Origin of the sequence: Streptomyces pactum (genome assembly GCF_002005225.1) — a bacterium.
Lineage (GTDB): Bacteria > Actinomycetota > Actinomycetes > Streptomycetales > Streptomycetaceae > Streptomyces > Streptomyces pactum_A.
Genome location: NZ_CP019724.1, coordinates 2252004 through 2274292, shown reverse-complemented (window position 1 = coordinate 2274292; position 22289 = coordinate 2252004). Strand labels below are relative to the sequence as shown.

Here is a 22289-nt window from a genome sequence, read left to right as displayed (position 1 = left end):
CCCGAGTAACACGGCGAAACAGGACGGCGCTTCTTCCGCAGTAGTGTATTTATCGTATCCGGGGCGCGCGGCACTTGTGAAAGATTCGAGGAGTCGAAACCGATCAGGACGGTGTGCTGACGGGCGAAGGTCGTCGTGCCGTCGTGTCCGGTTCGTCGGCGGACGGCGGCGAACCGGGCCGGCGCCACCGCACCGGGGCTTCTTCTCCAGAGGGTGTGCCCTCCTTACGGCCCACCTCGATGGCGATGACCACCTGGTCCCGGACCTTGCGCGTGCCGAACCGGCGGTGTCGACCGAATTCCCGCCGGCCGAGAAGTACGCGTCGAGGACGGCGCTAGGTGCCCTGGTCGACGGTCCGGCCGAAGACGCTTCCGCTCAGGCAGAGAGGGAAAACATCCACGTCGGATTGCCCAGAGGCAGCCATTGTCGCTTCCTCCGATGCAGTGTGCGGTTCCTCGTGATTCGGTGAATACGGAGGCGTCTCCGTCGTGGTGCCGGTGTATCTCGGATCGAGAACGGTCGAATGCTCTGACAGGTTCCTCCGGCATGCAAGGCTTACTGTCCAACTCGCCCTCCATGTCGGGAAAGTTCGCGTATGGAGTTGAGCGCCGGATGGGCGTCTGGGAAGCGGGTGTGAGCCTTCTCGGAAACGCTTGCCGGGGTCCGCCGGTTGACGTAGCGTGGCTCGGGCCGGGCGTGATCGTAAATGGCCGGTGTTCTCCGGCGGTTCGGTCGAAAAGTCGTATCGCCGGCACCGAGGTCACCCACTCTCCGGGAATCCCGTGCGAGGAGTGGCCGCGGGACGGGTGGGCTGCAGGGCCCACCGCATCTGCGGGGGAGCGCTGATGATCGAAAAGCTGTTACCGGCCGCGGTGGCCGTCGCGGAGACGTGCGGCGACCCGCCCGACGCGCCACTCCTCGACGGGGAGCCGGAGGTCGTGAGCCGCGCCGTGGAAGAGCGAAGACGGGAGTTCGCCGCCGTCCGCCGGTGCGCGCGAAGAGCGCTCGCGGACCTGGGTGTCGGCCCCGTCTCCATCCTGCCGGGCGAGCGCGGCGCCCCCGTGTGGCCGGAGGGCCTCGTCGGCAGCATGACCCACTGCGACGGATACCAGGGGGCGGCCGTGGCCCGGGTGTCCGACGGCGTGCTCGCGATCGGTGTCGACGCCGAACCCCATCTGCCCCTGCCGGACGGGGCGCTGCGCCTCGTGGGGCTCGAGGCGGAGCGGCTGCGGATCGCGGACATGGCGCGACTCGACCCCGGAGTCGACTGGGACCGGCTGCTGTTCAGCATGAAGGAGTGCGTGTACAAGGCGTGGTTCCCGCTCACCCGCAGATGGCTGGGTTTCGAGCAGGCGGACATCACGATCGAGTACGAGGGCACCTTCTCGGCCCGGCTGCTGACGGCCGATCCCGCGGTGCCCGCCGACGGGTTCACCGGGCGGTGGCTTGTGGAGCAGGGGCTGATCGTCACCGCCCTCGCAGTGCCGGCGGCGCCGTCCTGACCGAGCGCGTGCCGGCGTCCGGGAGACAGCCGGTTCGTCGCCATGCGCACACCATCGAAGTAATAACACCGTCGACGTGAAGTCGCCATCCGGTGACTTCGGATGTGTCAATTCCGATGACGGAAATATGGGCCGGTGAGCCAGGTCACAGAATTCTCGGTTGAGGCTGGTCATGTCTGTGACATACTCGGAAAGCGGGACGTTGTATTTAGCGGGATGGAGCTGATGCAGGGGTGAGGGAACGGGGCCTGCTGAATATCCCTTTGCGGTTCTGAGTTTCTCGTACGGGGGCAGGTGGGCATGGTGCGGCGAATGCGGCCGCGGTGCGGATCGCGCGAGCTCGACCTCTCGCGTTTCTACGGTTTGCAACCGCTAACCTTTGTCGTTCTGCTGCACGCGTCGCAGCGGGTGCCCGGTTCTCCCTCTCTTCCTTCATGTCTGCGGTATGCAGTGACAGTGTGAGGCCCGGGGACTTCCCATGGTGCAGACGGGAATCGAAGTGTCGAACGATGTACAGCAGAGCGATCAGTGTCACAGTTGCAAATGTGACGTCATTCGAATGCGGCAGGTCGGTCAGGCCCGACTGCATGTGTGCGGAAGTTGTTTCGATCAGTTCAGGCGAAATCTGACATCTCTTCCGCGCCTTTACCGCCAGTGCGAGGAAATGCTGACGGTGTCGCCGCAGAAGGGCGAGAAGGTGTCCCGTCAGCCAGGTCGGGGGATTTCGCTCAATTCCAGTGCCGTGGAGGCCCGGGATTTCGTCCGGGCGCGCCTGCTGGCGTGGTCCGACCTGGTCGCCAACGAGCGGGCCTGTGCCGCCCCCGACCGGTCGGTCGCCGCCATGGCGGCCTTTCTGCACCGCCATGCCCACTGGCTCTGCGCGCACACGGCAGCCGCTGACGTCGTCGCCGAGATCGCCGAGACGGCGGCCACAGCGAAGCGAGCCGCCTACCCCCACCGGGTGCGCAAGTTCAGGGTCGGCCCGTGTGTCGAGCAACGGTGCGGCGGCTCCCTCGTCGCCGTGATCCAGCCCCATGAACAGCTCCTGCCGAGCGAACTGCGCTGCGACGTCGACCCCGAGCACGCCTGGCCGGCCCACCGCTGGCGCGAACTGGACCGGCAGGTGAGCCGGCAGAACGCCTCGGGCGGCGAGCGGTGGCTCACCGTCGTGGAGGTGTCCAAGCTGTGGGGCCTGTCCACCAGCAACGTCTACCGGCTCGCGTCGGTGAACGCCTGGCGGCGTCGCGCGGACGGCCGCAGGGTCTACTACTACGAGGCCGATGTGCTCCAGTCCGTGGGCTGACACCGTCCGTGGAGGGCTGCGCGTGGCGGCAGTTGGCTCTTGACTTCCGGTTGGACGGCTAAGAACATGAAAGCCAGATTGCACAGGTGTCTGTGCAGGTCGCCCCTCGAACCGTCCTTCGAACGGGTCAGGCGGAGCACCATCCCGGCGGTGACGCCGGCACCGTTGAGACGCCACGCGGTACCGCCCCGGCGTCCTGCGGCCCACCCCGGTCTTCCCCACTTCCACGAGCGTCCCTTCGACCGATGACGCTCGGCTCGCGCGCGTCCACCGCGGCGCGGGCAGTTCAATCCTCCGCTCGCGACACAAGGTGGTGCTTGTTTGTGATCGTCCAGTTGTCTGTGGATCAGCGGGCGGCCCGGAGCCGGTTCAAGGTTTTCGCCGAGAAGGAGATCCTTGCGCACGCCGCCGCGTTCGACGCCGAACAGGCCATCTCCACGGACGTGGTGCGCGCGCTCGCCGACGAAGGCTGCCTCGCGGCGCCCGTGCGGGTGGACAGCGGTGGCGGCGGCATGGACTGGGTGACGTACGGGCTGATGAGTGAGGAGTTCGGCCGCGCCTGCCAGAACATCCGCAACTTCGTCGCGGTCGAGGACATGGTGGCCCAGGCCCTCGACCGCTGGGGCACCGCCGAGCAGCGCGACCGCTGGATCGGACCGATCCGCCGCGGCGAGACGCTCGCCGCCTTCGCCCTCACCGAACCGGGCATCGGCTCCGACGCGGCCTCCATCGAGATGGAGGCCGAGCCCGTCGCCTCCCCGGACGGTGCGGACGGCTTCGTCCTGCGCGGGAGCAAGAAGTGGATCAGCTTCGGCCAGATCGCGGACCTCTTCCTCGTCTTCGCCAAACTGGACGGCAAGCACACCGCGTTCCTGGTCGAGCGGGACACCCCCGGCCTCACCGTCAACCCCCTCAACGGCCTGCTGGGGCTGCGGGGTTCGATGCTCGGTGAGCTCGTCTTCGACGACTGCCGCATCCCCGCCGAGGCGCTCGTGGGCCGGCCCGGTATGGGCCTGACCTTCATCGCCTCCTCCTCCCTCGACCTGGGCCGCTACAGCACCGCGTGGGGATCGGTGGGACTGGCCCAGGCGTGCATGGAGGCCTCGGTCCGCTACGCCGACGGGCGCCACCAGTACGGCGGCCCGGTCAGCGACCACCAACTGGTGCGGCGCATGCTCGCCGACATGGTCACCGACATCGCCGCCACCAGGGCTCTGTGCCACCAGGCCGGACTGAGCAAGGACCAGGGCGAGGCGGACGCGGTCAACCTCACCCTCATGGCCAAGTACCGTGCCTCGCTGCTGGCCAACCAGGCCGCCGCCGACGCCGTCCAGATCCAGGGAGCGCAGGGCATCGGCACTCCCGGCCAGGTGGAACGGCACTTCAGGGACGCCAAGGTCATGGAGATCATCGAGGGCACCACCCAGATCCAGCAGTCCATGCTCGGCCAGTACGCCAGGCAGGTCGTAGGCCGCGGCTGACCACCGACCGGTACGTCGCCCGGGCCGCAGAACCGGCCACCGCAGACAACACCTCGATCACGGGGGAAGGACCAGCCTCGATGAACAGTGGACGGCCTGCGAGCCGCGTCGCCGACTCGCTCACCGGCCTGTTGCTGCGTCGCTCCGCGGAGCAGCCCGACTCCGTCGCCTACACCTTCCTGGAGCGCGACAGCGAGGTCTCCTGGACCTACGGCGAACTCGACGCCCGGGCCCGGCAGATCGGCGCGACACTGCGGCGGCACTGCGCCCCGGGGGAACGCGTCGTGCTCGTCCTGCCGCCCGGACTCGACTACGTCGCCTCGTTCTTCGGGTGCCTGTACGCCGGGGTCATCGCCGTTCCCGTGTACCCGCCGAACGGGTCCGCTCTGGTCCGTAGCCTGTCCCGGCTGGAGGCGATCGTCTCCGACGCCCGCCCGACCGCGGCCCTGACCCTCGGGGCCGTCGCGGCGCAGCGCGACACGTTCGCCGAGTCCAACCCCCTGTTGGGCACGCTCCGGTGGATCGGGGTCGACACCGACCTGGCCCCGGAGACCGACTGGCGGCCGGCCCCGGTGCCCCGTGACGCGCTCGCCTTCCTCCAGTACACCTCCGGCTCCACCGGCACCCCCAAGGGGGTGATGGTCAGCCACGGGAACCTGCTGCACAACGGTGCGGACATCGAGCGGTTCTTCCAGCTCACACCCGACAGCAAAACCGTGATCTGGCTGCCGCCTTACCACGACATGGGCCTCATCGGCGGCATCCTGCAGCCGCTGTACACCGGATACCCGACGGTGCTGATGCCGCCGATGTCCTTCGCGGCCGACCCCCTGCGCTGGCTGCGGACCATCTCCGACCACCGCGCCACGACCAGCGGCGGACCGAACTTCGGCTACGAGCTGTGTATGCGCAAGATCTCCCCCGAGCAGATGGAGGGCCTGGACCTCGGCTGCTGGCAGGTCGCCTTCAACGGCGCCGAGCCCATCCGCGCCGACGTCATGGACGCCTTCGCGGACTTCCTGGCGCCCACCGGCTTCCGCCGCGAGGCGTTCTACCCCTGCTACGGACTGGCCGAGGGCACCCTCATCGTCACCGGCGGCTCGCCCAAGGCGGCACCCGTCGTACGCGAAACCGAGGGCGCCGGCCGCGAGGTGGGCTGCGGACAGCCCTCCCCGGAACAGGAACTGGCCATCGTCGACCCCGAGACGCGCCGACGCCGCGTGGACGGAGAGGTCGGGGAGATCTGGGTCAGCGGCCCGAGCGTCGCCCAGGGTTACTGGGAGCGCCCCGAGACCAGCGCCGAGGTGTTCGGCGCGCGCATCGAGGGCTCGGAGGAAGGCCCCTTCCTGCGCACCGGCGACCTCGGATACGTCGTCGACGGCGAGCTGTTCGTCTCCGGCCGCATCAAGGACCTGATCATCATGCGCGGGGTGAACCACTACCCGCAGGACATCGAGTACACCGCCTTCCGTTCCCACCCGGCACTCCGGCACAACGGCGGAGCCTGCTTCACCATCCCGGTCGACGGCCAGGAGGTGCTGGTCGTCGCGCACGAGGCGGAGCGGGTCGCCCGCGACGCCGACGTGCGGGAGGTCGCGGCGGCGGTGCGGACCGCCGTGGGAGAGGACCACCTCATCGCCCCGTACGCCTTCGCGCTGGTCCGGCCCGGACGGCTGCCGCGCACGTCGAGCGGGAAGATCCAGCGGTTCGCGGCCCGCGAGCAGTACCTGGCCGGCACGCTCGCCGTGCTCGGCGTCCACGAGTACGGCCAGGACGACGCGGCTGACGCCTCCACCGCCACCAGCGTCGCGCGACCCGGCCAGGCAGGCACACCGAAGACGGTGGAGGCGTTCCTGAGGACGGGCATCGCGCGGCGCGCGGGCGGCGACCCCGACGCCTTGGACCTCGGCCTGTCCGGCCCCGCACTGGGCCTCGACTCCCTCGACCTCCTGGAGATCCAGCACGAGGTGGAGAAGGCGTTCGGCGTCGAACTCGGGTACGGGGCCATGCACGGCGCCCCGGTCCGGGACGTCCTCGCGACCGTGGTCGCCGCCGTCGAGGCCGCCTCGGACACGGTCGTACCCGAGGCCGCCGGACCCGACGCACCTCCCGCCACCTCACCCGACGAACTGAGCCACGGCGAGCGCGGCCTGTGGTTCCTCGACCACGTCACCGGCTGCGGCCCCGCCTACAACGTCGCGGGCGCCGTACGCCTCCCCGACGACGTCGACCCGGGCGCCCTGCAGCGGGCGCTCGACCGGGTGGTGGAGCGCCACGCCGCGCTGCGCACCTCGTACACCGCGGGTGACGGGCACCCGGTGCGGCGGATCGACGCCGGGCGGAAGGTCGTCCTCGACCGTACGGACGTCGCGGACGCCGCGCCGGACGCCCTGGAAGACCTGCTCGCGGACGCCGCCGCCGAGCCCTTCGACCTGACGCGAGGACCCCTCGTACGGGCCCTGCTGTACGCGGGCGCCGACGGCCGGCGGGTACTGCTGCTCGTCATGCACCACATCGTCGCGGACTTCTGGTCGATGTCCCTGGTCGTGGACGAACTGGCGCGCTGCTACCGGGCGGCGCTGACCGGCACGGCCGCGCAACTTCCGCCGGCCGGCGACTACGCGGACTTCGTCGCGGCACAGAAGCGGTACGCGCAGAGCGCCGAGGGCGAGGCCGCCGCCGCGTTCTGGGGAGAGCGGCTCGGCGGCGAACTGCCCGTACTGGAGCTGCCCACCGACCGGCCCCGCCCGCCCGTCCAGACATACCGCGGGGACACCCACGACTTCACCGTGGACGCGGGACTGCTCGGCGGGCTCACCGCCCTGGCCCGGCAGTCGGGGACGACGCTGTACACCGCGCTGCTGTGCGCGTTCGAGGTCTTGCTGCACCGCTACAGCGGCCAGACCGACATCCTGGTCGGCTCGCCGGTGTCCGGCCGGGGCCGCCCCGCGTACGTGGACACCGTCGGCTACTTCGTCAACCCCGTCGTCATCCGCGGCGACCTCGGCGGCGACCCGGTCTTCCGCGAGCTGCTGACCCGGTTCTCCCGGACCGTTTCCGAGTCGCTGGCCCACCAGAAGTACCCGTTCGGCCTGCTGGCCGAGCAGCTCCAGGCGGGCCGCGACCCGGCACGGTCCCCCGTCTTCCAGGCCATGTTCATCCACCACCAGGCACCCTCCCGCTTCCCCGGCGACCTCGCCGCGGTCGCCACCGGGCACGGGACGCGGCCGTTCACCGTGGCGGGGTTCGACCTGGCGCCGGTCCACGTGCCGCAGCGGACCGCGCAGTTCGACCTCACCATGATCGTCGCGGAGCACGGGGACGGTCTCGTCGGACGCCTCCAGTTCAACGCCGACCTGTTCGACCGCGCCACCGTCGCCGACCTCGCCGACAACTTCCGCACCCTGCTCGCGGGCATCGCCGCCGACCCCGACCGGACCCTGTCCGCGCTGCCGCTGCTGAGCGACGAGAAGAGCCGGCGGGTGCTCGCCGACTGGAACGACACCGCCCTGGACCTCCCCGGGGAGTTGTGTGTCCACGAGGAGTTCGAGGCCGCGGCCGCGCGTACGCCCGACGTCGTCGCCGTGGTCTTCGGGTCGGCGCGGCTGACCTTCGAGGAGCTGTCCCAGGCGTCGGACCGGCTGGCCCGGGAGCTCGTGGCGAGGGGTGTCGGCGCGGAGTCCCGGGTCGGCATCTGCCTGGACCGCTCCCCGGAGCTGGTCGTCGCGATGCTGGGCGTCCTCAAAGCCGGCGGCGCGTACGTGCCGCTCGACCCGGACTACCCGCGCGACCGGCTGGACGTGGTCGTCTCGGACGCCCGGCTCGACCTGCTCGTGACCCGCAGCCGCGTGGCGCACCGGGTCGCCGAAGGAGCCGTCCCCCTCCTCGACGTCGACACCGTCCTCGCCACACCCGACGGGCGGACCGGATGCCCGGCCGGCCGGGCATCCGCGGACAACGCCGCGTACCTCCTCTACACCTCCGGCTCGACCGGCGTCCCCAAGGGCGTGGTGGTCACCCACCGCAATGTGGGCAACTTCTTCGCCGCCATGGACGAGAAGGTCGGGTGCGGGACCGACGACACGATGCTCGCCGTGACCAACGCCGGGTTCGACATCTCCGTCCTGGAACTGCTGTGGACGCTCACCCGAGGCGCCAAGGTGGTACTGGCGCAGGACGTGCTCTCCCGGCAGGCCGCGCCGTCGGCCCCGGCCAAGCCCGTCGACTTCAGCCTGTTCTTCTTCGCCAGCGACGCCCGGTCCGGCACGGACGACGCCGGCCGGCGCTACGACCTCGTCTTCGACAGCGCCCGCTTCGCCGACCAGCACGGCTTCACCGCGGTGTGGACCCCCGAGCGGCACTTCCACGAGTTCGGCGGCCTCTACCCCAACCCCTCGGTGCTCAGCGCCGCCATCGCCGCCGTCACCCGCGACGTGGCCGTCCGTGCGGGCAGTGTCGTCCTGCCGCTGCACTCGCCGGTGCGCGTGGCGGAGGAGTGGTCCCTCGTCGACAACATCTCCGGCGGACGGGCCGGCGTCGCGTTCGCCTCCGGCTGGCACGCCGACGACTTCGTCTTCTTCCCGGAGCGGTACGAGGACCGCAAGGAGCAGATGTTCCGGGACATCGACACCGTGCAGCGGCTGTGGCGGGGGGAGACGGTCTCCCTGCCCGGCGGCACCGGCAAGCCGGTGGACATCGCCATCCGCCCCGCCCCGCTGCAGCCCGCGCTGCCCACCTGGATCACCGCCGCCGGCAGCCCCGACACCTTCGCCAGGGCGGGAGCCATCGGCGCGAACGTCCTCACGCACCTCCTCGGCCAGACCGTCGAGCAGGTCGCGGAGAACGTACGCCGCTACCGGGAGGCCCGGCTCCAGCACGGCCACGACCCGGACGCCGGCGTGCTGACCCTGATGCTGCACACCTTCATCGGTGACGACGTCGAAGCGGTGAAGGAGCAGGTCCGCGAACCCTTCACCGCCTACCTGCGGTCGTCGGTCGGTCTGATCGAGAACCTGGTGCGCACGCTCGGCCTGCCCGTCGACCTCGCCGGCATGAGCAAGTCCGACATGGACGACCTGCTGGAGTTCGCCTTCAACCGGTACTTCGACACCGGCGCGCTGTTCGGCACGCCCGAGTCCGTACGCCCGCTGATCGAGCGGTGCGCCGAGGCGGGGGTCGACGAGATCGCCTGCCTGGTGGACTTCGGACTGCCCCGCCGGACGGTCCTGGACGGGCTGCCGGCCCTCGACCAGGTGCGCCGGCGCAGTGGACGCGACACCGCCGCCGAAGCCGGCACCGCCGGGGGCGAGGACATGTCCCTCGCCGGCCAGATCGCCGCCTGGCGGCCGACCCTGCTCCAGGCGACCCCCTCCGCGATGCGGCTGATGGCCCTCGACAAGGCGGCCCTGAGCGGACTGACGTCCCTGCGGGCGCTGCTGCTGGGCGGCGAGGCGCTCCCGCCCGACCTCGCCCGGGAACTGCGCGAACAACTGCCCGCCCGGCTGATCAACATGTACGGCCCCACCGAGACCACGATCTGGTCGGCCACCCACGAGGTGACCGACGTGGAGGAGACGGTGCCGCTCGGCGGCCCCATTGCCAACACCCAGATCCACATCGTCGACGACGGGCTGCGCCCCGTCCCGGTCGGCGTGGCCGGCGAACTGGTGATCGGGGGCGCCGGGCTGGCCCGCGGCTACTGGGGCCGCCCGGACGCGACCGCCGAGAAGTTCGTACCGAACCCGTTCACCCGCACGCCCGGGGCGCGGCTGTACCGCACCGGCGACCTCGCCCGCTACCGCCCGGACGGCCGCGTCGAGTTCCTCGGGCGGATCGACCGGCAGGTCAAGGTGCGAGGGCACCGCATCGAGCTCGGAGACATCGAGGCGGCCCTGGCGGCCCGCGAGGACGTACGGGAAGCCGTCGTGATCGCCCAGCGGGAGACGTCCGCCGGCTCCCGGCTCGTCGCCTGCGTGGTGGCGGCCGACGGCGCCGCCCCGTCCGTCCGCGACCTCCAGCGCGGCCTGCGCGAGCGGCTGCCCCAGTCCATGGTCCCCAGCGGGTTCGTCCTCCTGCCCGACCTGCCGCGCACCGCACACGGCAAGGTCGACGTCAAGGCACTGGCGGCCCTGGAGTGGGCAGGCTCCGGGAACGGCGCCAAGGCGGCACCCGTGACGGAGCTGGAGCGGTCGATCGCCGCGATCTGGAGCGAGGTGCTCGGAGTCGAGTCGGTCGGGCTGTACGACAACTTCTTCGACCTCGGCGGACATTCCATGCTGATGGTCCAGGTCCACAACCGGCTGCAGCGTGAAACGGGCGTGGAGCTGCCCCTGATCAAGCTCCTGGAGCACCCCACGGTCAGCGCGCTCGCCACCCATCTGGGCGAGGGCGGCGCCGCTACGGAGCAGCGGGTGTTCTCCGACAGCGAGGAACGAGCGCGCCGTCAGCGCGACAGCAGGCGAAGGTCCCGCGGGCTCGGTGGAAGGGGCAGGGCGTGATGAGTGAACTCAACGAGCCGGCGCAGGACCACGGATCGGACATCGCCGTCGTGGGCATGGCCTGCCGGTTCCCCGGCGCGCCCGACGTCGAGACGTTCTGGGCGAACCTGCGCGACGGAGTCGAGTCCATCCGGCACTTCACCCCGGAGGAACTGGCCGGGCTGGGCGTGCCGCCGGAGGTGTCGGGGCAGCCCGGCTTCGTCCCCGCGGGCGCTCCGATCGACGACCCCGAGGGCTTCGACCACCGCTTCTGGGGGTACTCCCCGCGCGAGGCGGCGCTGCTCGACCCGCAGCAGCGGCTCTTCCTGGAGACCGCCTGGGCCGCGCTGGAGCATGCCGGGCACACCGCGTCCGGCCGGTCCGGCACCATCGGCGTCTACGCCGGCATGGGCCTGAGCACCTACCTGCTGTACAACCTGCTCGACCACCCGGACATCGGCGACTCCGACACGCAGCTCGCCATGCTCGGCAACGACAAGGACTTCCTGAGCAGCCGGGTCTCGTACCACCTCGATCTGCGCGGCCCCAGCATGACGGTCCAGACCGGCTGCTCGACCTCGCTCGTCGCCGCCCACCTCGCCTGCGACAGTCTGCTCAGCTACCAGTGCGACGTGGCTCTGGCCGGCGGAAGCACGGTGGTGCTGCCCGAGCGCACGGGCTACGTCCACGTCCCCGGCGGCACGGCTTCCTCCGACGGGCGGTGCCGGGCCTTCGACGCGGCCGGTGACGGCACGATCTTCGGCAGTGGGGCGGGCGTCCTCGCCCTCAAGCGGCTGGACGACGCCCTGGAGGACGGCGACACCGTGTACGCCGTCATCAAGGCGTCCGCGGTCAACAGCGACGGCGCCAACCGGGTCGGCTTCACCGCGCCCAGCCTGGACGGCCAGGCCGAGGTCGTCCTGCGCGCGCAGAAGATCGCGGACGTCGACCCGCGGACCATCTCCTACGTCGAGACGCACGGCACCGCCACGAAGCTCGGCGACCCGGTGGAGGTCGCCGCGCTGACCAAGGCCTTCCGGCAGGGCACCGACGCCACCGGGTACTGCGCCATCGGCTCCGTCAAGACCAACATCGGGCACCTGGACGCCGCGGCGGGCGCGGCCGGCCTGATCAAGACGGCCCTGGCCCTGCACCACGGGAAGATCCCGCCGTCACTGAACTTCGACGCCCCCAACCCGCAGATCGACTTCGCGGCGAGCCCCTTCTACGTCAACACGGAGCTCGTCGACTGGCCCGACCGGGACGGCCCCCGGCGGGCCGGCGTCAGTGCCTTCGGCTTCGGCGGCACCAACGCCCACATCCTCCTGGAACAGACGCCCGCCATCCCGCTCGCCCCGGACGGCACCGGGCCGGAGCTCCTCGTCCTGTCCGCCAAGACGCCCTCCGCGCTGGAGGAGATGACCGCAAGGCTCGCCCGCCACATGGAGGAGCGGCCCGAGCTGACGACGGCGGACGTCGCCCACACCCTGCGGCAGGGCCGGGTCCCGTTCGAGTACCGCGGGGCGTTCGTGGCGCGGGACCGCGAGGACGCCCTCGCCGTACTGGGCGGCGGCGACCCCGCGCGGCTGCACGAGGGGACCGCGGCCCGCCAGGACCGGCCCGTCGCCTTCATGTTCGCCGGACTCGGAGACCAGTACCGGGGGATGGGCCGGGACCTGTACCAGGGCATGCCGGAATTCCGGGCGGCCGTGGACGAGTGCTGCGACCTGCTCCTGCCGCTCCTCGGCCGCGACCTGCGGGACGAGTTGGGGCTGCGCGGCCCGGCCGTCGAGGCGCCCGCGAGCGGCGGGTTCGACCTGCGGCGCATGATGTTCGGCGGACCCGACGAGGAGGACGACCCGCTGCGGCGTACCGGGCTCGCCCATCCGGCGCTGTTCGTCGTCGAGTACGCGCTGGCCCGGCTGTGGCAGTCGCTCGGCGTGTCGCCCTCCGCGCTCATCGGGCACAGCCTGGGCGAGTACGTCGCCGCCACCGTCGCGGGCGTCTTCGCCCTGGAGGACGCCCTGAACGTGGTCGTCGCCCGCGCCAAGCTGTTCGACGGGATGCCGGAAGGCGCCATGCTGGCCGTCCCGCTCGGTGCGGAGGAGACCGAAGGGCACCTCGACGGATCCCTGGCCGTCGCCCTCGTCAACGGGCCCGCCCTGACCGCCGTGTCGGGGCCGGTCGACGAGATCGAGGCGCTGGAGCGGCGCCTCGCCGACCGCCGGATCGCCGCCCGGCGGATGCGCGCCGAACGGGGCTTCCACTCGCCCATGGTCGCCGGCATGGCCGCGCCCCTCGCGGAGCTGATCGCCGGGATACCGCTCTCGCCGCCCCGCATCCCGCTCGTGTCCAACGTGACCGGCACCTGGATGACCCCGGAACAGGCCACCGACCCCATGTACTGGGCCCGGCACAGCGTCAGCACCGTCCGGTTCGCGGACGGGCTGGCCACCCTGTGCGCGGATCGGGACCGCTCCCTCGTCGAGGTGGGCCCCGGGCAGTCGCTGAGCGCGCTGGCGGCGGAGCACCTCGCCGAGGCGGACCCGCGGGCGCGTCCCGTGGTGCTGCCCTCGCTCCGGGCCGTCTACGACCGCCGCCGCCCCGACGACCTCAGTCATCTCCTGGACGCCGTCGCCCAGTTGTGGACCACCGGCCAGACCGTCGACTGGGATGCCCTGGCGGACCCCGACGGGCGCCGGAGGGTCGGGCTGCCCGCCTATCCGTTCGAGCGCACACGCTGCCGGTTCGACCCGCCGGGCGAGCGTTCCGGGCCCTCCCGGCGACTGCCCGCCACCACCCGGCCGAACGACCCCGAGTCCTGGCTGCTCGCTCCCGCCTGGCAGTCGGCGCCCATGCCGCCCCCGGCGCCGCCCCGCCCCGCCGGCGAGCACTGGCTACTCCTCGCCCCGGTCGGACGGGACGGCCTGCCGCACCCGCTGGCCCGGAGCGTCAAGGACCGCGCCACGGCGGCCGGACACCGGCTGACCGTCGTCGCGCCCGGCACCCCGGCGCCCGCCGACGGCCCCCGGAGCGCCGTCGACCACTGGATCGACCCGGCCGACCCGGCCGCCTACGCCGAACTGCTGGCCGTGCTCGACGGCGACCGGTGGCCCGCGAAGGTGCTCCACCTGTGGAGTGTCGACGCGGACGGCGACGCCCCGGACGACGACCCCGCTACCCGCGGCATGCACAGCCTGCTGTGGCTGTCCAGGGCCCTCTCGGCCCGCAGCGCCGCCGCTCCCGTCGACCTGTGGGTCGTCTCCCACGGGCTCGTCCGCGTCGAGCGCGCCGACCGGCCGAGGCCGGAGGTCGCCACCCTGCTGGGTGCCGCCAAGTGCGTCCCGCAGGAGTACGAGGGAATCAGCGTCCACTGCGTCGACGTCGCCCCGGACGACACCCTGGGCTCCGGCGCGGGCGAACTCGCGGACCGGCTCGTCGACGTCATCGCGGAGGCGCCCGACGAGCGCCTGATCGCCTACCGCGGACGTACCCGGTGGACGCGGACCTTCCAGCCGCTGACGCTCGGCACGGCCCGCGGCCCCCTGCGCGGCGACGGCGTGTACGTGATCACGGGCGGGCTCGGCGCGGTCGGCCTGGAACTGGCCGACCACCTGGCCGGCATGGCCGCGTCCGTCGTGCTGATCGGGCGTTCCGCCTTCCCCGGCGAGGAGGAGTGGGACGGCTGGACGGCCCGCCACGGCGACGCCGACCCCACCAGCCGCAGTATCCGGCGGCTGCGCGCCATGCGGGAACGCGGCGCGCGTGTCCTCGTGCAACGGGCGGACGTCACCGACGAGGCGGGGATGGAACGGGCCCTGGCGCAGACGGAGCGGCTGCTCGGACCCGTCACCGGCGTGTTCCACGCCGCCGGCATCGTCGGCGAGAACGCCTTCGCGCCCATCGACACCCTCGACCGGCGGTGGCTGGACGGAGTGATGCGCGCCAAGGTCGACGGCACGCGTGTACTGGAACGGACCCTGGCCGCACGTGAGCCCGAGTTCGTGCTGCTGTTCTCCTCGAACGCGGCGCTGCTCGGCGGCCTCGGCACCGCCGGCTACACCTCGGCCTGTGTGTTCCTGGACTCGTTCGCCCAGGCCAGGGCCGAACAGCCGGGGACGCGGTGGATCAGCGTCGACATGGAGGACTGGATACCCGACGACGGCCTCGGCCGCCCGATGACCAGCGTCACCCGCTACGGCGTCGGCGTCGCGGACGGCGTCCGGCTGCTGAGCCGTATCGCGGAGAGCGCCGAGGCCGGCGTGACCACCATCGTCACCGCCGACCTGGAGGAGCGGCTCGACCGGTGGGTCCGCCACCCGGAGGCAGCCAGGCGCGGTCCCGTACTCGCCGGCGGGGCCCGCCACCCGCGACCGGAGCTGAGCACCGGCTACACGGAGCCGTGCGACGCCACGGAGACGGTCATCGCGGAGATCTGGGCCGAGATGCTGGGCATCGACACGGTCGGCCGCGACGACGACTTCTACGAACTCGGCGGGCACTCCCTGCTCGCGACGCAGATCGTGTCGCGGGCCCGCGCGGCGCTGGGCGTCGAACTGTCGCTGCTCAACCTGCTGCGCCGGCCGACCGTGGCCGGTCTCGCGGAATACGTGCGCAGCGACGAGAGCGAGGCGGCGGCCCAGGACCCCATCCCGGTCGCGCCGCGCGACGAGGCGCTGGCCCTGTCGTACGGGCAGCAACGGTTCTGGATCATCGACCAGCTCACCCCCGGCAACTCCGTCTACAACATCCCCGACGTCGTGCGCGTCGAAGGGTTGCTGGACGCCGAGGTGCTGCGGCGGTCCCTCGACGACATCGTGGCCCGGCACGAGGCCCTGCGGACGTCCTTCGGCCTCGACGGCGAGCGGCCCACCCAGCGCATCGCGGCGGACGTCTCCGTTCCGCTGCCCGTCACCGACCTCCGCGACCTGCCGGAGGAACAGCGGCGGCAGCGCTGGGAGGAGCTGGCCCTCGCCGAGTCGCGGCGGCCGTTCGACCTGACCCGGGCGCCCCTGCTGCGGGCAGCGTTGCTGCGGGTGGGCGACGAGGAGCACATCCTGCTGCTCACGATGCACCACAGCGTGTCCGACGCCTGGTCCACCGGCGTCCTCGTACGGGAACTCGGCATCCACTACGCCCGCCGTCTCGGCGCGGCCACCGAGGAACCGCCGTCGTTGCCCGTCCAGTACGCGGACTACTCCGCCTGGCAGCGGGCGCGGCTCGAGGGGCCGAAGCGCGAGGAACTGGCCGAGTACTGGCGGACGCAGCTCGCCGGCGCGTCCCAGCTCGTGGAGTTCCCACCGGACCACCCGCGCCCGGCGGCCCAGAGCTTCGCCGGCGCGACCGTGCCGCTCACACTGCCCGGCCCGCTGGTCAAGGGCCTCCAGCAGTTGGGCGGCAGCCAGGGCGCCACCCTGTTCATGACGCTGCTCGCGGCCTTCACCTTCCTGCTGCACCGGTACTCGGGCGAGCGGGACGTGGTCGTCGGCTCCCCGATCGCCGGGCGCACCCATCCCGACGTGGAGAACCTGATCGGCGTCTTCGTCAACATGCTGGCCCTGCGCACCGACGTCGACCCCGGCCTGTCGTTCCGCGACCTGCTGGGGCGGGTCAAGGAGACGACGCTCGCCGCCTACGCCCACCAGGAGCTGCCGTTCGAGCTGGTCGTGGAGGCCGTCGCACCCGAACGGAGCCTGGGCCACGGACAGTTGTTCCAGAACGTCCTCGTCCTGCAGAACGCCCCGCTGCCTCCCCTCGACCTCGCCGGACTGCACCTCGAACAGGTGCCGATGCCCGCCGTCAACGCCAAGTTCGACCTCATGATCATGCTTCGTGAGACGGGCGACGAGGCGGTCGGCATCCTGGAGTACGCGACGGACCTGTTCACCGAGGAGACCGTGCGCCGGATCGGCGCGCACTTCGTCACCCTGCTGAACAAGGTCGTGGCGGACCCCGACCGGCCCCTCGCGCGCCTCGACCTGCTCTCGGAGACCGAGCGGGCGAAGGTCACCGGCGAGTGGGCGCACGGACCCGAGGGCCACGTCGGTCGGCGCTCCCTGCCCGAGATGTTCCAAGAGCGCGCCGCCGCCGCGCCGGACGCGGTCGCTGTCCGCGACGCGCTGGACCCCGCCGCGTCCCTGACCTTCGGGGAGGTCGAGGCCGCCTCCAACCAGCTCGCCAGGGAACTGCGGCGACGGGGCGTCGGTGCCGAGTCACGCGTCGCCGTCTGCGCCGAGCGATCCCCGCGGACGATCGTGCTGCTGCTGGCCGTCATGAAGGCCGGTGCCGCTTACGTGCCCCTCGACCCCGCGTACCCGACGGACCGGCTCCGGTTCATGCTGGCCGACGCCGGAGCCGACCTGGTGCTGGTCGAGGGCGAGTACCGGGAGCGCCTCGGCGAGGGCACGCACACCGCGCGGACGGTGGACGTCGACGCGCTGCGGCGGGCGTCCGCCGACCGGCCCACCACCCCCCTCGACGTACGCGTCGATCCCGCCCAGCCCGCCTACGTCCTCTACACCTCCGGCTCGACCGGCGTCCCCAAGGGCGTCGTCGGCCTGCACGGGGGCATGGTCAACCGACTGGAGTGGATGTGGCGGGAGTTCCCCTTCCGGCCCGGAGAGGTCCTCTGCCAGAAGACTTCGCTGAACTTCCTCGACTCGTTCTGGGAGATCTTCGGGCCGCTCTGCCAGGGCGTACCGGTCGTGGTGCTGCCGCAGTCCCTGCTCGTGGACCCGCCCGCGCTGGTCGCGGCGCTCGCCGAGCACCGGGTCACCCGCATCGTGCTCGTCCCGTCCCTCCTGCGGACCCTCCTCGACACGGTGCCCGGCATCGCCGGCGAACTGCCCGCCCTGCGCCTGTGGGTGAGCAGCGGTGAAGCCCTTCCGGCCGACCTCGCGGGCCGCTTCCTCGAGACCCTTGCGGGCCGGGTGCTGCTCAACCTGTACGGGGCGTCCGAGATCTCCGCCGACGTCACCTGGCACGTGCTCACCGACGCCGACGTGGCGGCGGGCAAGGTGCCTCTGGGCAGGCCCATCGCGGGCACCAGCGCATACCTGCTCGACGAGCTGATGCGGCCGGTCCCCGCCGGGGTGGCGGGAGACCTGTACATCGGCGGGCCCGCCCTCGGCCGGGGTTACGCCGGACGGCCGGACCTCACAGCCGAGCGCTTCGTGCCGAACCCCTTCCCCGACGGACCCGGCGGACTGCTCTACCGCACCGGTGACCGGGCGCGGTTCCGGTCCGACGGGGTGATCGAGTACGTCGGCCGGAGCGACCTGCAGGCCAAGGTCCGCGGGTTCCGGGTCGAGCCCGCCGAGGTCGAGCAGGCCCTCGCCGCCCATCCCTCACTGGAACAGGCCGTCGTGACGGCCGAGGGCGAGGTCCTGGCCGCCTACTGCTTCGCGGCCGAGGGACAGCGGGTCGACGCGGAGGAGCTGCGCCGGCATCTGCACGGGCGGCTGCCCGCCTATATGGTGCCGACGCTGTTCGTGCCCTGCGCCGAGCTGCCCCTGACCCCGAGCGGCAAGATCGACCGCCGGGCGCTCAGCAACCTCGCCCGTACCGAGGCGCGGACCGCGACGGCCACCTCGGTCGCACCGCGCGACGACGCCGAACGGGCGGTCGCCGTGCTGTGGCAGGAGACGCTCGGCACCGAGGGACCGGTGGGCGTCTACGACGACTACTGGGCCTCGGGCGGCTACTCACTGCTCGCCACCCGGCTCGCCGTACGCATCCGGGAAGCCTTCGGCGCGGCGTTCCCGTTGGACCGGTTCTTCGCGGACGCCACCATCGCCGGTGTCGTCCGGACCCTGCGGGACGACCCCGGCACCGGCCACGAGGTCGACGAGCGCGCGGCGCTGGTGCTGCGGGTCGCGGAGCTGTCCGACAGCGACCTCGATCGACTGCTGACCCAGGAGGACCTGTGAGCGGCACCGGCGGAGACAACGCCGACAAGCGGCGGGAGGCCATGCGCCGACTGCTGGCTCAGCGCGGACTGAGCACGAGGTCCGAGTCGCGGATCGCCGCCCACCCGGAGCGCGGCAGCGCCCCCCTGTCGTACCCGCAACGTCAACTGTGGCTGTTCGAGCAGATGTTCCCCGGCACGGGGGCGTACAACGTGCCCGCGGCGGTACGGCTGACCGGCACGCTCGACGTCCCGGCCCTCCAGACCGCTCTGGACGCCTCGATCGCCCGGCACGCCGTCGTCCGCGCCACGTTCGGCCTGGACGGCTCCGAACCCCGGCAGTACTTCGCCCCCGACCCGGACCGGGTACCCGTCCAGCGGCACGACTTGACCGGGCAGCCGGCCCCGGAGCGGGAACGGCGCGCCCGCGAGCTGGCCAGGTCCGTCGCGGCCCGCCCGTTCGACCTGACTTGCGCGCCTCCCCTGGCCGTCCACCTCGTCACCCTCGCCGAGGACGACCACGTCCTGGTGCTCAACATGCACCACCTCGTCGGCGACGCCCTGAGCTGGGCCGTACTCCTGCGCGAGGTCGCCGCCGGATACGACGCCGTCCTGCGCGGCGAGAGGCCCGCCGCCGAACCCACGCCCGTCCACTACGGCGACTTCGCGCGCTGGCACCGCGACCGGCTGCGCGGCGCGGCCTACGACGACCAGATCGCCTACTGGGAACGGGTGCTGGCCGACCCGCCACCCGTCCTGGAGCTTCCGGCCGACCGGCCCCGTCCGCTCACCCCGGCGTACCGCGGCGACGTGGTGGACTTCGGCCTGGACGCCGCCACCGTCACCGGGCTCCGGGAGCTCGGACGGCACGAAGGCGCGACCCTGTTCATGGCCGTCATGGCCGCCCTCGACGTCCTGCTGTACCGCTACACCGGCCGGACGGACTTCCTCGTCGCCACCTCGGTGGCCAACCGTGGCCACTCCCAGGTCGAGCCGATGATCGGCCTCTTCGTCAACACGCTGCTGCTGCGGGCCAGGCTCGACGGCGACCGGACGTTCCGCGAGGTCCTGCGCCACGTCCGGGAGGTGACCGGTGAGGCGCTCGTCCACCAGGAGGTCCCGTTCGAGAAGGTCGTGGAGCGGCTGCGCCCCGACCGCACCGGGGGCGCCGTCCCCTACTTCCAGGTGATGTGCACGCTGCGCCCCGCAGCACGTTTCCCCACCATGGCCGGTCTGCGGCTGACCGACTTCCCGGTCCACAACGGGACCAGCAAGCGCGACCTCACCCTGAACCTCGCCGAGGACGGCGACACCGTCCTCGGGCAGTTCGAGTACGACACGGAGATCTTCGACCGCGAGACCGTGACCCGCCTGGCCGCACACCTGCGGCAGCTCGTGACCGCCGCTCTCGGGGCGCCGGACACCCCGGTCGGCGCACTGCCCCTGCCCACCGACGCCGACCATGCCCCGCCCGCCGAACGGACCGTGTACCCGGCGGCGGCCTCGTGCGTGCACGAGCTGTTCGCCGAGCAGGCCGCCCGCACCCCGGACGCCGTCGCCGTACAGGCTGAGGACACCGCGCTCACCTTCGCCGAACTCGACCGGCTCGCCAACCAACTGGCGCACCTTCTGCGGGAGGCGGGTGTGGGACCGGAACGCCCGGTCGGTCTGCTTCTGGAACGCACCCCGGCCATGGCCGTCGCCGTGCTCGGCGTGCTCAAGGCGGGCGGCGCCTACGTGCCGGTGGACCCCGCCGACCCGGAGGCTCGCCGCGCGGCCGTCCTGGCCGACTCCGGTGCCGCCGTCCTCGTCCACACGGGCGTCGCGGACCCCGGGGCCCCGATCAGGACGGTGCGACTCGACCCGGGCTGGACCGCGCTGCGCGACCGGCCCACCGACTGCCCCGACGGCGGGGCGGCACCCGGGAACATCGCGTACGTCCTCTACACCTCCGGCTCCACCGGCGCGCCGAAGGGCGTCGCCGTCGAGCACCGCCAGATCGTCAACTACACCTTCGCGGTCCTGGACCGGCTCGGCGTCGACGAACCGCTGAGCTACGCGATGCTGCAGCCGCTCACCGTCGACTCGTGCCTGACCATGCTGGTGCCTCCCCTGGTCACGGGGGGAGTGCTGCACCTGATCACCCGTGAGCGCGCCCTCGACGCCGACGCCCTCGCCGACTACATGACGCGACACCGGGTCGACTGCCTGAAGATCGCCCCCTCCCATCTGAAGGCCCTCATGCGCTCGGGGCGGTGCGCGGATCTGCTGCCCCGCCGCCGTCTCGTCATCGGCGGCGAGGCCTCGGCCTGGCAGTGGCTGCGCTCCGTCGCCCGCACCGCCGGCCCGGACTGCCGGGTGTACAACCACTACGGCCCCACCGAGACCACTGTGGGCGTGCTGACCTGGCTCGTTCCCCGCGACGCGGACCCGGAGGCGGTGAACGCCCCGCTGGGCCGGCCGCTGCCCAACACGACGGTCCACGTGCTCGACCGCGACGGACGGCAGGTGCCGGCCGGGGTCCCCGGGGAACTCTGCGTCTCCGGCGCCAACGTGGCCCGGGGCTACGTGGGCAGACCGGACCTCACCGCGGCCGCCTTCGTCCCCGGTCACCTCGGCTCGACCGGCGCGGCGCAGCCGCCCGGCGGGGAGGTCGAGGCCAGGACGTATCGGACCGGTGACCTCGTGCGGCTGCGCGGGGACGGCACCCTCGAGTTCCTGGGGCGCGGCGACGACCAGGTGAAGATTCGCGGGTTCCGGGTCGAGCTGGGCGAGATCGAGGCGGCCCTGACCGCGTGCCCCCTCGTACGGGAGGGGGTCGTGGCCGTCCGGCGGGAGGGGCAGGACGAGCCCCGGATCGTCGGCTACCTCGTCCCGCGGGACGCCGGGGACGAGGGCCTGGGCGGCGTCGACACGAGTGCCGTGATGGAGCACCTGCGGGCACGCCTGCCCCGCCACATGGTTCCCTCCGCGCTCGTGGCGCTGTCCGCTCTGCCCCTGTCCGCGCACGGCAAGATCGACCGGAGGGCACTGCCCGCCCCGGCACGCACCGAAGCGCCCGCAATCGCCCCCCGCAACGACACGGAACGGGCCGTCGCCGACGTGTGGCGTGACCTCCTGGGCGTCCACGACATCGGCCTCGACCAGAACTTCTTCGACCTCGGTGGCCATTCGCTGCTGCTCATCGAACTGCACCGCCGGCTCGCGGCGGACGTGGGCATCCGCACCGAGTTGATGGAGTTGTTCCGCTCGACCACCGTCCGCGCCCAGGCCACCCTCGCGGGGGACGCGACCGGCCCGGACGGGCCCGCCGGCCCGGACGGGCCCGCCGGCCCGGACGGGCCCGCCGGCCCGGACGGGCCCGCCGGCCTGGACGGTGCCAGGGAACGCGGCAGACGACAGCACCGGCAGATGAGGCGCAGGCAGGCCACCCGGCCGCAACGGCCCTCGACCGACGGACCTTGACACCGGGAAGGGCGGCTAAGAGTATGAGCGGGACGCTGCCGCAATGTATCGACGTTCCCGCAGCGCGACCGACATACCCGGCTCCCGGCCTTCTTCCGGGACTCCTGCCGGATGGTTGTCTCCTTCCCGCCCCGCCCCGCCCGGTCCGCGCCGGCC

6 protein-coding genes are annotated in these 22289 nt (G+C 72.3%); all 6 read left to right on the top strand.

Annotated elements, in window-relative coordinates; genetic code table 11:
* Positions 1 to 845 precede the first annotated feature (845 nt).
* The 6 genes from B1H29_RS09255 (at position 846) to B1H29_RS09230 (ending at position 22133) form a co-directional block, all read left to right on the top strand.
* Entirely contained in the window at positions 846 to 1502 is a 657-nt protein-coding gene (locus B1H29_RS09255; RefSeq protein ID WP_055419783.1) for a 4'-phosphopantetheinyl transferase family protein, read from the top strand.
* A 742-nt stretch (positions 1503 to 2244) separates the two neighbouring features.
* Entirely contained in the window at positions 2245 to 2805 is a 561-nt protein-coding gene (locus tag B1H29_RS09250) for a hypothetical protein (RefSeq protein ID WP_055419782.1), read from the top strand.
* Positions 2806 to 3128: 323 nt separating this feature from the next.
* On the top strand, positions 3129 to 4286 hold the full coding sequence (locus B1H29_RS09245; protein WP_063787514.1) for an acyl-CoA dehydrogenase family protein: 1158 nt from the start codon (positions 3129 to 3131) through the stop codon (positions 4284 to 4286).
* 80 nt (positions 4287 to 4366) lie between these two features.
* Positions 4367 to 10783, top strand: a complete 6417-nt coding sequence (locus B1H29_RS09240) for a MupA/Atu3671 family FMN-dependent luciferase-like monooxygenase (protein ID WP_055419781.1) — start codon at positions 4367 to 4369, stop codon at positions 10781 to 10783.
* Positions 10783 to 18690, top strand: a complete 7908-nt coding sequence (locus B1H29_RS09235) for a hybrid non-ribosomal peptide synthetase/type I polyketide synthase (protein WP_055419780.1) — start codon at positions 10783 to 10785, stop codon at positions 18688 to 18690. Before B1H29_RS09240 ends, B1H29_RS09235 begins: the two co-directional genes overlap by 1 nt.
* Complete coding sequence (locus B1H29_RS09230; protein ID WP_055419779.1) at positions 18687 to 22133, top strand: non-ribosomal peptide synthetase; 3447 nt, start codon at positions 18687 to 18689, stop codon at positions 22131 to 22133. The genes B1H29_RS09235 and B1H29_RS09230 overlap by 4 nt, the downstream gene beginning before the upstream one ends.
* The last annotated feature ends 156 nt before the right edge of the window (positions 22134 to 22289 follow it).

Coding starts and splice junctions, on each gene's coding strand:
- B1H29_RS09235 (WP_055419780.1), top strand. CDS start 10,783: ATGAGTGAACTCAACGAGCCGGCGCAGGACCACGGATCGGACATCGCC.
- B1H29_RS09240 (WP_055419781.1), top strand. CDS start 4,367: ATGAACAGTGGACGGCCTGCGAGCCGCGTCGCCGACTCGCTCACCGGC.
- B1H29_RS09255 (WP_055419783.1), top strand. CDS start 846: ATGATCGAAAAGCTGTTACCGGCCGCGGTGGCCGTCGCGGAGACGTGC.